Source organism: Ruegeria sp. HKCCA0370 (assembly GCF_013033705.1).
Lineage (GTDB): Bacteria > Pseudomonadota > Alphaproteobacteria > Rhodobacterales > Rhodobacteraceae > Ruegeria.
Map to the genome: position 1 here is coordinate 204,176 of NZ_WQEP01000003.1, position 13,096 is coordinate 217,271.

At 56.1% G+C, this 13,096-nt stretch carries 9 protein-coding genes and 1 tRNA gene; 2 read left to right on the forward strand and 8 right to left on the reverse strand.

Annotated elements, in window-relative coordinates; all coding sequences use genetic code 11:
• Window positions 1-326 precede the first annotated feature (326 nt).
• The 7 genes from GOW31_RS09600 to GOW31_RS09630 all read right to left on the reverse strand — a co-directional run bounded on the left by GOW31_RS09600 (window position 327) and on the right by GOW31_RS09630 (window position 9,439).
• Window positions 327-1,613, reverse strand: a complete 1,287-nt coding sequence (locus tag GOW31_RS09600; protein ID WP_171169605.1) for a dynamin family protein — start codon at window positions 1,611-1,613, stop codon at window positions 327-329.
• Complete coding sequence (locus tag GOW31_RS09605; RefSeq protein ID WP_171169607.1) at window positions 1,610-3,652, reverse strand: dynamin family protein; 2,043 nt, start codon at window positions 3,650-3,652, stop codon at window positions 1,610-1,612. The genes GOW31_RS09600 and GOW31_RS09605 overlap by 4 nt, the downstream gene beginning before the upstream one ends.
• Window positions 3,653-3,720: 68 nt before the next feature.
• A complete protein-coding gene (locus tag GOW31_RS09610; protein ID WP_171169610.1) occupies window positions 3,721-4,593 on the reverse strand; it encodes a hypothetical protein in 873 nt (290 codons plus the stop codon).
• A gap of 23 nt (window positions 4,594-4,616) precedes the next feature.
• On the reverse strand, window positions 4,617-5,018 hold the full coding sequence (locus GOW31_RS09615; RefSeq protein ID WP_171169612.1) for a hypothetical protein: 402 nt from the start codon (window positions 5,016-5,018) through the stop codon (window positions 4,617-4,619).
• 52 nt (window positions 5,019-5,070) lie between these two features.
• Window positions 5,071-6,822, reverse strand: coding sequence for a dynamin family protein (locus GOW31_RS09620; protein ID WP_171169614.1), 1,752 nt, complete (start codon window positions 6,820-6,822; stop codon window positions 5,071-5,073).
• 8 nt (window positions 6,823-6,830) lie between these two features.
• Window positions 6,831-8,843, reverse strand: a complete 2,013-nt coding sequence (locus GOW31_RS09625) for a dynamin family protein (protein ID WP_171169617.1) — start codon at window positions 8,841-8,843, stop codon at window positions 6,831-6,833.
• Between the two features lie 2 nt (window positions 8,844-8,845).
• Window positions 8,846-9,439 (reverse strand): hypothetical protein, encoded by a 594-nt coding sequence (locus tag GOW31_RS09630; protein ID WP_253284262.1) that lies wholly within the window; start codon window positions 9,437-9,439, stop codon window positions 8,846-8,848.
• A gap of 662 nt (window positions 9,440-10,101) precedes the next feature.
• On the opposite strand from GOW31_RS09630, the gene GOW31_RS09635 reads away from it, so the two are divergent.
• A tRNA-Leu gene (locus GOW31_RS09635) sits at window positions 10,102-10,186 on the forward strand.
• Between the two features lie 110 nt (window positions 10,187-10,296).
• Window positions 10,297-11,307 (forward strand): IS30 family transposase, encoded by a 1,011-nt coding sequence (locus tag GOW31_RS09640; RefSeq protein WP_171169620.1) that lies wholly within the window; start codon window positions 10,297-10,299, stop codon window positions 11,305-11,307.
• Window positions 11,308-11,757: 450 nt separating this feature from the next.
• On the opposite strand, the gene GOW31_RS09645 is transcribed toward GOW31_RS09640, so the two are convergent.
• A complete protein-coding gene (locus tag GOW31_RS09645; protein ID WP_171169622.1) occupies window positions 11,758-12,936 on the reverse strand; it encodes an acyl-CoA dehydrogenase family protein in 1,179 nt (392 codons plus the stop codon).
• Window positions 12,937-13,096 lie beyond the last annotated feature (160 nt).

Genomic DNA, 13,096 nt, shown 5'->3' on the forward strand with positions numbered 1-13,096 from the left:
CTATTCATTTTGCGGCTTAGAAAAACCGGGCCGACAGCCCACGAACTCACAACCAAAAACAACCGCAGGACACTTGAGAACGGTTAGACGTTTCAAATTTGACTTTATTGGGGCCGCCTGATGGCTTCACTATGGATCGTTTTTCGCATGATGGCATATGTTGTGCCCAATGGTATATGCGGATCTATATATAGACAATGAGTATGGGCTGATTGAAAACTTAAACCCGAAATCAAGCGTGTTGGTCCACGAATTCGAAACAATAAAAGGCCGATTCCTCGGCCCTTCGAATCGCTGCAATGCAGCTCAATCTTGACGGGAAAGCGTCAGGTTCCGGTTTTCGGTTGCGCCGCTGCGACCGTGCTGCCAGCCCAGGCAAGGTTGTCGCCCAGCTGCGCCAGAATGCTGATTGCGTCCTTCAATGGTGCGTCCCCGCTTTCGAATTGCAGCAACAAAAGCAAATCTGTCGCCTTTTCAAATTCTGCGGGAATCCAATCAGCTTCGGGGTCGATTTCGCCACCTTGTTCCAGCCGTTCCGCAAAATCTTCGACGATCTCCTGACAGCTGCTCAGAAACGCGGCCGGTTCGATGTCAGAGGTTTCACGTAGATCTTCATAGATGCTTGCTATTGCGGCCAGCCAGTCCTCGAGAATGGGGTTGTTCAACGGGGGCAGGGCAGACCCAAGCGTTGACTGCATCGATGTGGTGTCATTCGAAACAGGCTCTGGCTCTGCGCCCTTCAGCGCCTCAAGATAGGGCAGGAAGTCCTGCTGCAAATCTTTCCGCCCAGCCTCGAGATCGCCACGGCGCCGGTCGGATGCCGCTTCCAGCACGTGTTCCGCAAGGTTCTGCCCGCCGCAGGTTTCCCAAAGCGCAAAGTCGGGCTCGGGCTCTTGCGCCATGGCACGCACGGCGACCGGCGTACCAATTGGGACAACGGCGCGGAACATTCCTTCTTTTTCTTTGTTCAGGCGCGCAAGGACGCGGTCCAGGGCACCCTGCACAGGTGGCAGATCGGCATGTGTTACGGCAAGCAGGCTGTTGGCCCTCAGTTCGGGGGGTACCTGAGACCACAAGTGGCGCTCGGTCTCGCGCCAGGCATTGGTTCCATTTGTGCACCAGATGGCACAATCGACGAATTTCAGCAGATCCAAAGTCGGCTTGTAGGTATCATCCAGAGCACCCGAGCCCGGAAGATCAAACAGTGATATTTCCTTGAGAGCCGGTGTATTGATGCCGACCGATATGAAATCGGGCTGTTCCTCGGCCGCTTTTTCCAGCACTATGCCGGAATAGGTCTTTGGTTCTCTTTTCCACCAACCGACAGTCGTTTCGGGCGCATCCGCGTAGGCGACGATCACCAGCGGCAATTTCAGATGCTGCGGGCCGGTTGGCAGAATGTCCGCGCCGGCCAGCATGTTCGCCAGACTTGACTTGCCTGCGCCGAATTCCCCGGCGAAACCGATATTGACCGCGTTTGACAGACGTTCAGCGTGGGACAGAGCCCGCGCACGCATATCCTCCAACGCCTCGTCAGGCGTCAGGTTTTCAGTTGCGGTCAGGAAGCGCTCCAGTTGGCGTACTTCCTTTTCAGTTCCGGGAAATTCAATCATTCCGCAGCCTCTGCTTGTCTTTCATCCGCATCGGGTGTTCCAAAAACCGTCTCCAACTCGGCTGCAATGCGACGCGCTTTGTCGAATGCACCTTGCGCTTCCGCCTGGGCGTTCAGCTCTCCTGAGTTGGACCGGTGTTCAAGATGACCGGCCAGAAGGGCCATATAGTGGTCCAGAACCGTATTCAGCCGTTCCAACAGATCGTCGCGGGTCGTGTCGATCAAGTCATCCCCGATCAGCTCGAATTCCTGCACGATCAGCCGTTCTGCACGCGCCACAACGCTGTTGCGCGAGATCAGACGCGACAGCCAGTTTACACGCAATTCAACGGTAATGCCACGGGTCAGGGCGGTGGTGTCAGGCCGGAACCAACGTACAGCACTGGTGTTCATGCGATTGTCGACCGGTTCTTGCCATCCCGGCAATGCCCGCAAGGCGGCATTGCAATGCATGTCGATCGCGTAAAGCTCGCTGAGCATGCGCTGCCGAACAACTTGCGACGCCCCCTGTACCAGTTCACGCATACGCTCGCGCAATGGCGTAAAATTGAGCTCGGTCTCTCCGCCTTTTGCCAGCAGAGGCGACTGGCCGTCCGGTCCGCGCACAACGATAGCCACCGATTCCGAGACAGTGTCATCCATGACCCCGCGCAGATTCGACAGGACATCATCCATGTCACGCGTGATCTCCTGCGTTTTTTCAGCAATCAACTTGCGTAGGTCGCCAAGTGTCTTGTCGCTTTCATCGGCATTTCGAACATCCGAGCCGTCTTCATCTTGCAGCGCCCGCAAACGAACCTGAGAGCGCTCAAGCTCCCCGCGTGCGAAGCTGTCGAGATGTTGCCAGGCCATCCGCAACTGTTCGTTGATCGGTCCGTCCGTCAAAGCCTGAGTGACATGACGACGCAGATCGGGCAGGCCCGACGCGATCATTGCGGCAAAGCGCAGAACCGCTTCGCGGCTGATCGGTCCCGGGCCTTGTTTGATCTCGGCCACACCGTTGAGATATTGCTGCATCTGTTCCGGGTGGGCGCGCAGCCATGCCAGAACGTGGTCGTGGTTTACTCCGGTTTCATCACCGGTCAGAGCATAATGCGCCCATTGCGCGCTGCCCATCAGGACATCGATGTTCGAGTTGCCGAGCGCCTTTTCCAACCCGTCCAATACATCCAGACGAACCTTGGCCGCGTCTTCGGCGCCGCCGCCCAATTCGTCCACGCGGTTGATGAAGACGACGATCTGCCCAAGTTCCAGCGCTTGCATCAACCGGAACAGTTTCAGATCCGCGCGCGACAATGCCTGATGCGCGGACAGAACCACCACAAAGAAATCGGATTCCTTCAGATACTGTCGTGAAATTTCTTCGCGGATCAGCAGGGGATCATTCACGCCGGGCGTGTCGGTGACCGTCAGCGGAAACGGAAAATGGCCCAGGTCAAAAAAGACCTCGGCCTTGCGGGTGATGTCGCTGTAAAGCCCGCGATCACTGCCCGGATCCAAAGCCCCGTCTTCGGACGGATCATCCCCGGCACAGACATATCTGGCCAGGTCATCTGACGTCAGTTCGTCCAGATCGTGCTGTTGCCCCAGCAGTTGTTCATAGCTGTCACCCAGACGTCGACGCGCCCGGACCTTCATGGCCTCGACCTGTTCTTCGATCATCTCGCGCTTATAGCTGTCCTCGTCATCGGGAAACATGTTGCGCAGTTCTTCACCTTCGGCGATCAGCGATTGCCATTGGTAATTGTCGAAGAAATGGAATTCGGCACCTTGGGTCCTGCCGGACGGGTGCCCGAAATGCATATCGGTGATAACAGTTGTCCAGGGGTTTACATCCGAAGGCAAATACTCGGCCTGACCGGTGAAGCCGTTGATCAGACGCGATTTTCCAGCCTTGATTTGCCCGACAAACGCAATTGACGGTTTCAGATTGCCAAGATCACCAATGATGCGCGAAATGAACTGGCGCGTTTCATCATTGGTTGCCCCGTTCATTTCTTCTGCTATGCGAATAAGTTCGCGGCGATGTGTTTCACTCATTACTCATTACCCTGGTTACAATAAAAAACAGATTGAAGTAGTCGAAAATTTGAATTCAACGGAGGCAATCATTTTTCGGCCTCCTGCAAAGAGGTCCACAGGTTGACGACCGCCCCCAGTTTGCGGGCTTCGTGGATGGCGACCGCGATCTGACCACCGTCACTCAAAACGGCCAGACCGGCCCCTTTCCCGCCCGATGGCCGCATGACAATCAACTGCGGGTCTTCACTCTCTTGCTGAGAGTCGCCATCCCAGCCGGCAAGATCAGCCACAAAACGGGCCAGCGTGTCCTGGTCGGGATGCATCGGCTCAGATGGCTTGCAAACGCCTTCCAAGAGAGGTGCGGCTTCGTCCGAACTGTCCACAAACACACGACCCGAGGCGAAGCGGCTCGACGCTTCAAAAAAACGTTGGGCAAGTGTTTCCGCTGCATCGGGTGTTGCCTCGGCGGGCAGAGAGTCATCAACAGGTTTCTCAGCACTCGGGACGACGGAAACAATTGGCTCGGACGGAAGCTCGATGGCGGCGCAGGCTTTCTCGATTTCGCTGAAGGTGATACCTACCTCATCCACTTCAAGCGCTGTGTCCGGTCTGCCCGACGTCAACTCAAGCGGAGCAGGCGATGCGGAGATCTCCGACACCAATCCAGCCAGCTTCTTAATCAATTCGGCGCGTGATTCCGTTTCAAAGTCCGGAATCTCACCTGCCGGTACCTTGAAAACATCGGTGATCCGGGAGCTGTTCACCTCGATTGCCAGACAATCCCCGTTTGTGGCAGTAAATTCCAACCGGCGCGGCAATACTGTGCCACGGATTGCCCGCAATACCGCTGAACGGCGCGCGGCCGCTGTTTCTCCTGCGATCCTCACGGTCGGAGACAGCCGTGCGACCGAGGTCCGCCCGATATCTTCAAGCAGGTCGAGAATGTCCGTGTCCATCATGCCGTGACCCCCTCTGGTCCCGTTCAAACCGCAGCCGCAACCGGCCCCAGACTGAGATGTGATTTGGTAAGCGCCAGTCCGACATTCGCACTGTTGCGACAGATATAGCAGACCACATGATCAGGATATTCTTTGGTCCGCAAAAAGATGTTTAGCCTGTCCTTGGAAAAAACGGCGACTTCTCCAAAGCCAGCGTTTTCTTCGTCTGCACTGCCAGCCTGACGCAAGAGCGCTTCAAAGGCTGCAACCCCGCGCCCCTGAAACAGATTGGCCACAGCCACCGCCAAAACATCCAACGAATCCGCGCAGTCGGGATCTGAAACAGAGCTACCCAAAAGCATCCCTGTCTCCATGTCGATATACCCGGCTGCTATGCAGTCGGGTATCGTTTCTATGGCGGAGTTCAGTGCGGTTTGAATAGACATCTAATCCATTGTTTTCATTTATGAGTTTCTCACTACTTCGATTCGGACACCCTTACAACACATGCCATTCAGCGCCGCTATTTTCTTTGGCTTTCGGAATGGATCGAAGTGCCTCTTTGGTTTGCCTTTCGTTGTGTTCAATGGCGATCTGATCAAACTCGGCCAGAAAGGCCTTGAATACATTCTTCAGCCCTTCTGCATCTTGCGGCAGGTCTTCATTTCTCGAAACCTCCTGCCACATATCCGACGCGCTGAGAGGCGATCCGACCGCAACTTCGGGCAGGCCACTCAGCGTGGCAACGCTTCTTTCAACTGCGTCAACCTGTTCGGTGGTGGCCGCTTCGATCAAACCGCTGGTTTCGGGTTCCGGCTCATACTCATCCGCAGTGTTGCCGGTTTGCGCGGCCATCAATGCCGTAATCGAGGATACAGAAACTTCTATGCCGCGATCTTCAGCCAAATCGGCCTGCTCGGATTCCTCTTCTTCGCCATCCGGCACGATCGGGGTCTCTTGCATCGAAGTGTTCAGCGAGGCAAGCACATCATCGGAATTGTCAACAGCCGCAAGAGGCGCGGGGCTGATTTCAGCATCATCCAGAGCGCCCGTGTCGTCATCCAATGCATCCTCCAGATCGGCGTCAACGGACAGTTCGAATTCGTCTTCGTCATCCTCAAGGCCCGCGACATTCGTCAATTCCAGCGGGTCATTCGAGGTGTCCTTGAAAAAGGAACGCAGATCATCGCTTGTGTCGGGTTCAACGGGCAGCGGAACCGGCTCTGCCGTCATCTCTGCGCGCAGCCGTTCAGCCTCTTCCGCATCGATCCGAACCCGCTCGGCCTCATCCGAGCGCCGCTCGACCCGGGCAGGCCGTACCGGAAAGCTGGTTACAACTGTAGCGCCTTCAGCGTTCGATTGCCCGGCGGCCTCCAAGGGGTTCACCAACCTCAAGGGTGTGGCTTCGTCTTTGGCTGTCGGCTCGCTTGATGAACGGGCAGGGCGCAATGGTTTGACTTTGGGTGCGTCGGCCTGGCTTTTGTCGATCTGGTATCGAGCCAGCTGATCGGCACGGTTGTCCATAATCTGTTCTGTGATCTCCAGGAAACTGTCGATCATCTTGCCTCCGCCGCTGCGCGACCACATCTCGGCATCGCCTGTCTTGTCCCGGGCCGTGATCGCGTCGCGGGCCGAAAACAAAATGGACCGATTGAACAGGTGACCAGCTTCGCGGTTAACGCGGCGCAGTACTTTTTGACGGTCTTTGAGGCTCAGGGCATCTGCCCGCGTCACCAAAAGCAAAGAGTTGTGTTGCAACCTCTCGGGTAGGGAAACCCATGTCGCGCGTTCGGTTTCGCGCCAGGCTTGTGTCGCGTGGGTACACCACAAAACGCCGTTTGCCTGACCCACCGCGCGTTGCCACACATCCGTCGAGATCTTGGGGTCCGAAATGCCGGGTGTGTCGATCAGGTCGACAGCTTCCAGAATATCGGCCTCAAGGAAGATGCGGATGAACTGTGCGTCATTGACGCCAACGGTTTCAAGCTGATCCAGTTCGATCAGTTCAGTACTTCCGTCATGGCGTTTGATATAGGGCGCTTGACTGCCCCAGCTAAACCAGACCGGTGGCAACTGGGTTGCCGTCACCTGCGTCGGCAAGGTCTGCGTTCGCAGCAAAAAGTTCATCAACGTGGATTTACCGGCGCTGAACTCGCCCATCAGGGCGAAAACCGGTTTGCGACGGGACCACTGCTCGATGCGTTCCCATGCCTTCGGAGAAACAAAGCGTGTTTGTGTATCTTTTGCCATTTTTCTACTTATGCCGCTTCGTTGCTTAGATCTTTCAGTATGTCACCCAGAATCTCGTCCTTGGATTTCTGTGGCTGCAAGCCCGCCATCGCCGCCGCAGTCTGACCCGGGTTCTTGTCGGCAGAAGACGAGATGCTCAGCAGTGTTTCCTTCTGCTCGCGCAGGAAATCCGTCAGGATCGCACGGACGTTTTCCAGAACCGCCGCGATCTGGTTTTCCTCGATATCCTTGGTGATCGAGTTTGCCTCGGACGCGATCAACCGCGTGTAATCCGCCGCATATGCCTCAAACCCCTTTCGGCGTTGCCACCAACGTCGCCACCAGGTGCTTTGCAAGTCCAGTGCGATCGTCCGGCCGATGCCGAGAGGCGGCGGAACACGGGGAACAATGGGCGCTTCGATGCTGAATTCGCCCAGATGGTTGCCGAGTATCTTATGATAAAGCGCTTCGACGTCCGCAGCAGCGGTTGCGTACAACGCCCCTGCATCCTTTCGCATGGCGCGGGCGAAACTGAAATAGGCAGCCTTTTGCAACGTCCGCAAACCCGCGGGATCGTATTGCCACGTGCCTTGTTCGCCATTTTTTTCAAGATGCGCGATCAGAGAGTCCGTTGCGCGTTTGACGAAATTGTCCTCGGCTGACTTCAGACGCTCCAACACTTTGTCGCGCAGCGCATTTGTCAACTCGGCGGCTTTCTTTTCGTATTCGGCTGAAACCGTGTTTATCGCCTCTTCGGGCGATACGCCGTCGAGATCCCGTGCAACGCCTTCGCAATCGGACAGATTCTTGGCAACCGCGGTCGCGCGGATCTGACTGGCAATGTTACGCGCCCGATGGCGGACGCGGTCCATCAGGCGCGCTCCGGCACCTTCTGCAATGCGCTCATTCATGGCCAGCAGCAGATCGGGCAGACCGGACAGCGCCCAGATTTTGTCGAGCGAGGCCGCCTGATCACCGAAGCCGGCGGCCAGGTAGAACGTGTTCAAAGCCTGGCGCGACTCTTCTGTCAGAATATCCGGGTTCCCGGTCAACGCCGCTTCGGCCCATAATGCGCTGCCAAACACGACGCTGGTATTCGTGTCGATATTGTTTTGTTTCAGCGTGTCCTGAATGCGGTCACGGATCTCTGGAACCTGGTTCACGGGATCGGACAGCTCGTCGATCCGGTTGACGAACAGGATGATCTGCCGGTTCTCGAACTGCGCGATAATGCGCATCAGAGCCATGTCCATGGTCGTCAGGGCTTGGCTTGCCGCCAACACCACAACGCAGACTTCGGATCCGCGCAGGCTGCGCAGAGTGATTTGTTCACGCACCATGAACGTATCGTTCACACCGGGTGTGTCGCACACTTTCAGCGCGATGGGGTATTGCGGAATGTCCATATACAGCTCGGCTGATTTGGTAACATCAGCAAACCGGCCCGTTTTTGGATCAATATCGGGATCATCTTCATCGCCCAGGCAGACATAGCGCTGAATCAGTTCCTCATCGAAATGATCATACTGATGACTTTGGCCCAGGATCAGGTCGAAATGTTTGCCAAGACGTTCCTCTGACTTGGCCTTCATCTCGGCGATCTGGCGGCGGATGTCTTCCATCTCGTCATCTGCGCCGGCGCGATTGGCCAATTCACCGAGACGACCGCCGCCGACCATCAGGTTGTCCCATTCTTCCTGCTCGAAAAACGTGAACTTGGCCTTTGTATCACCGGGCGGGCGCGTGTTGATGTTCAGGGTCGTAACCACCGACGTCCACGGGTTGACGTCTGACGGAAGCAGGCCAGGGCGCCCGGCAAGAATATTGACGATCGAGGATTTTCCGGCCTTGACCTGGCCCACCATCGTAACGCTGGCGGTAAAATTTTCCATCCGGGTCTTGAGGGTCGCCAGCCGTGCCGAGGAGCGCGCATCAGCCACCTCAGTCAGTTGATCAATCTGAGCCGTCAGTGAAGCCATGGTCGCCGTCATCGGTGCCAGTGCTTCGTTGCCTACAGACAAAAGGTGATCGTTGCGCGCCATACTTAACCTCCGGTTCCCGTTGCAGCAATTTGGGGCGCATGCGCAACACGCCCTGCCGGAACGCTTGTCAGAGTGTCGATCCGCGCGATCAGGTCCAATGCATTGCCCAGTATTTCGGCCTCGGCCCGAGGTGAAATGGTCTCGTACGATTTGGAATCGGCCAGAACTTCGATCGAGCTGAAGCGGTCGCCGTTCTCGAGGCATGCAACGCGGCGCCCGGTCGGGAAACCTTCGGATTTTGCGGCGGGTAACGGCATGCGGGCGTTCGCAAGCAGATAATGTTCACCCGAATGCGTTCGAAGGGAAATGCCAAAGCCTGTGGTCGGGTGGTCGCGATTCAGAGTCTTGAGCTCACCAAGGAAACTCTCACGAGCGAAGAAGACAGCTTCTTGCTCGGCGGCAGCGGAGGGATTCAAATCGGTCACAGCAGAAAGCCTTGTATTGGAGTTGAGCAAAAAAACTCGTACCGGCGCCAAAGTGGCAAAAAGACTCATTAACTCCTGATAAACAACAAGTACCTTCAAGGCGGTGTTATTTTGGCGCGAATAAGATTTTTTAGCGGTTGAATTGTGGCGGCAATGTGGTCGATCTCTCATAAGAATGCCTCAACCGATGCGAGTATTTCGATGCGGCAGATCAGACCGAGAAACGTCCGGCAAGCTTGTATGCATGCATAGTCGGCGCAGTCAATTGGGGCAGAGGTGACGTCTTTTCCGGTGCATTCGAATGATTTGAGGGTCGAAAACCTTTTGGCTTCATACTTCTGAATAAAAACAATTATTTATGTTTCGCTGCTTTTCTGAAAACACCGGATCTGGAGGATGGAACCAAATGCCCAGGCAGTTCCAGCAGCACAGTCTGAGGCAGTTTTGCGGGTCAGACTGCATCAACTCTGGCCCGTTGTGCCTTGATTCTCCACCAAGTCTGGCGCCACAAGTTCCGACCTGAAGTGCTGGCGTCTATTCAACGTTAGCGCGTTTTTTGACGACTTGATTGTACCAGGCGTCAACATGTGAACCAAAAGCCGTAAAGCAGCTTCATATAGGTACTCTCAAACCGATTGCAGGTAGGGTTTCAGACGCCTCCGGTTTCGCGACCGTTGCGTTGCTTGCGGTATCAACCAGGCCGAATACAGGTTGCAGTTTTCAACCAGGCAGCCCGGCAAGTCACAAACTTTGTATTCCTCGAATTTTCCCTCTCGCACTCCGATGCAAGCTTTGTTATTGACCGCTTCATTCCAGCGCTAACGCGCTTGGTTGCGGGTGTGGCGAAATTGGTAGACGCACCAGATTTAGGTTCTGGCGCCGCAAGGCGTGGGGGTTCAAGTCCCTCCACCCGCACCAAATGAATTTACCATAATCATCATTATACGTACTGTGAATGCGCCCGTGGTGGATTCACAAACGAAGTGCAAATTCTGTACGAATACAGAGAGTTGCATGGAGTATGAAGAATGGAAAGCTGTTACCCTCACCTGAGTTTGGAAGAACGTCGTAAGATTGCCAAGTGGCGAGACGCCAGAATGCCGGTGCCAGAGGTTGCGGATCGGCTGGGTCGCGCACCGTCGACCATCTATCGCGAGTTGAAGCGTAATTTCTTCACGGACACGGAAATGCCGGAGCTGAATGGGTATCACGCGATAGCGGCTCAAAACATGTATGATCGCCGCCGTGCCATCCATCGGAAGATGGTTGTACACCCTGAACTCAAGGACGCCATCGAGGATCGGCTCAAGGCCGGCTGGTCTCCTGAACAGATCGCGGGTCGGATGCGCCTGGAGCGCCATCCGATCCGCGTGAGCCACGAGACGATCTACCGTTTTGCCTATTCCAAGGATGGTCGTGACGAGCAGTTCTATCGGCACCTGCCTGAGCATCGCAAACGCCGCCGCCCGCGCGGATACCGGCGACACCACCGCACGCAGATCTTCGACAGCCAGAGCTTGTCACGCAGGCCGGAACGTATCGCCCAGCGGACTGAGTTCGGCCATTGGGAGTGCGATCTGATGATGTTCCGCAAGGAGTATGGAAAGATCAACGTGACTTCGCTCGTCGAGCGCGTCAGCCGCTATGCTGTCGTCGTGCGCAATGAAGATCGTCAATCGAAGCCGATCATGGAAGCATTGATCGAGGGGCTTGCTCCCCTGCCCGCCGATGCCCGCCGGTCGATTACCTTCGACCGCGGCACCGAGTTCTCGGCCTGGCAAAGATTGAAGGATGGTATGGGAGCTGACAGTTGGTTCTGCGATCCGCAGGCCCCCTGGCAGAAAGGTACGGTCGAAAACACCAACAACAGGCTTCGGCGTTACCTTCCAAGATCAACCGAACCGACGGCGCTGACAAATCGATATTTGAGGTCGATTTGCCACCGCCTCAATTCCACACCGCGCAAATGCCTTGGATACAGGACGCCAGCCGAAGTCTTCGAAAGCAACCTGATGGAAATTCAGAACCGACTGACGTAAAAGGACAAATCAGAAATTGCGCTTCAACGTGAGTTCACACGTCTTCAGAGATTGTGGGCACCTTCAAGCCCTTCGTTTTCCAAACATATCGGTGGACCCAATTGACTGGGGTACTGCAATGCCCAATGGAGCATATCTGCTTTGGCAGATCCCGGGTTCGTCAGATTGCAATGTTCCGCAATCGCGATTGGCTTGTTTCGGGCTCGATTGAGTGGTCGGGATTATTGATGTTCTCGACCCCCGTGCCCCTGCCCTTCGCTGGTCACCGTCCCACATGTCAGTGCCGTCAGAAAGCAAAGCTTCATACGCTTTGCGCGACCTTGTTCATGGCGAGTTAGCACCACGGTCAACCATTCAGGCAACCGGCCGCAATAATGCGGCCGGCCTTTTGATCTTGCTGATGTCTGCGCAGAATCTCAGATTGGCGCCGATCGAACCGGTGCGGGACATTCAGTCGGTCTCGCCAAAACCTTTCGGTACCGGCAGATCAGGCAGAGTTGCCGCACGCTTTTGCAAGGCTCGCCCGATGACCACACGGCTGATTTCCGTCGTCCCGTCCACGATCCGCAACATTTGCGCGAGGCGGGACAAGCGATCCAGGCCGTAGGGTTGCAACAGCCCCGCACCACCCAGGACCTGCGTACAGGTGTTCGCGGCTTTCACGGCGGCATCGGGCACGAACCTTTTCGCATGGGCCGCCATCAAGGGGCCTTCGGGCGTGCCAAGGGATTCTGCCGCCTTTCGGTAGAGAAGTTTCGAGGCTTCAAGGTCGGTTGCAACCTCGCCCAGCATCCACTGAATCCCGTCCAGATCAAGGTTCCTGCCGCCAAACATCTTGCGGTTCTTGGAATAGGACAACGCCGTATCCAGCGCGGATTGCATCAATCCACAACATCCTGAGGCAATCGAAATACGGGCAATGTCGATGGCCATGAGCGCGCCCTGTAAACCCTGACCAATGGGCAGGATGATGTTGGTTTCATCGACCACGACCTTGTCCATGTACATTTCGGCCAAGGGCAGGAAGTTGTAGGACGGGGTATCATAAAGCCGCCCAAAACTGAGGCCCGGTGCGTCGGCGGGAATGGCGATCATCGCCATGTCCTTGTGGCCGGGTGCGTCGCTGGTCTTGACCACGGTGAAATAGATATCCGCCTCGGTCGCCAGGCTGACCCATGCCTTCGCGCCGCTGATCGTCCATGTGCCGTCGTCATTGACCACGGCGCGCGAACACATGTTTGTTGCGTCCGATCCGGATTGTGGTTCGGTCAGTGCAAAGTTCGCCAGCTTGCGACCAGATGTCAGGTCCCGCGCCCACTTTTCCTTGAAGGCATCCGCGCCATAGCCGCAGCCCGCGAAGGTACAGATGTTGTGCATCGACAGCGCAAAGGCATATGCGCCATCGCCCCGTCCCAGTTGTTCATAAACCTGTATGCCTTCTGCCAGCGGCAAGGCCTGCCCGCCAAACTCTTCGGGGGCGTAGAGCCCCGTCAGACCAGCGGCCCCGGCCTTGTCCGAAGCATCGCGCGGCCACTTCTTCGCGGCGTTCCAGGCATCCACATTGGGCAGGATCACCTGCTCGGCGTGGTCGCGTGCGGCTTGGAGTATGGTGTCGAGTTTGTCTGACATTGGTGGATCCTTTCACGACGGTCATTCTCAGATGGCGCCACAACCGGGAAGCCATGGATGAGCGGGAAGATGAGTTTTTGAGGACAAAACTTCCGATAAGAACGTTTTTCTACAGAAAGATATAGCGAGCCTGCCCGCTGGGGACCATCTCGTGCAATGA

Coding starts and splice junctions, on each gene's coding strand:
- GOW31_RS09600 (WP_171169605.1), bottom strand. CDS start 1,613: ATGATTGAATTTCCCGGAACTGAAAAGGAAGTACGCCAACTGGAGCGC.
- GOW31_RS09605 (WP_171169607.1), bottom strand. CDS start 3,652: ATGAGTGAAACACATCGCCGCGAACTTATTCGCATAGCAGAAGAAATG.
- GOW31_RS09610 (WP_171169610.1), bottom strand. CDS start 4,593: ATGATGGACACGGACATTCTCGACCTGCTTGAAGATATCGGGCGGACC.
- GOW31_RS09615 (WP_171169612.1), bottom strand. CDS start 5,018: ATGTCTATTCAAACCGCACTGAACTCCGCCATAGAAACGATACCCGAC.
- GOW31_RS09620 (WP_171169614.1), bottom strand. CDS start 6,822: ATGGCAAAAGATACACAAACACGCTTTGTTTCTCCGAAGGCATGGGAA.
- GOW31_RS09625 (WP_171169617.1), bottom strand. CDS start 8,843: ATGGCGCGCAACGATCACCTTTTGTCTGTAGGCAACGAAGCACTGGCA.
- GOW31_RS09630 (WP_253284262.1), bottom strand. CDS start 9,439: ATGAGAGATCGACCACATTGCCGCCACAATTCAACCGCTAAAAAATCT.
- GOW31_RS09640 (WP_171169620.1), top strand. CDS start 10,297: ATGGAAAGCTGTTACCCTCACCTGAGTTTGGAAGAACGTCGTAAGATT.
- GOW31_RS09645 (WP_171169622.1), bottom strand. CDS start 12,936: ATGTCAGACAAACTCGACACCATACTCCAAGCCGCACGCGACCACGCC.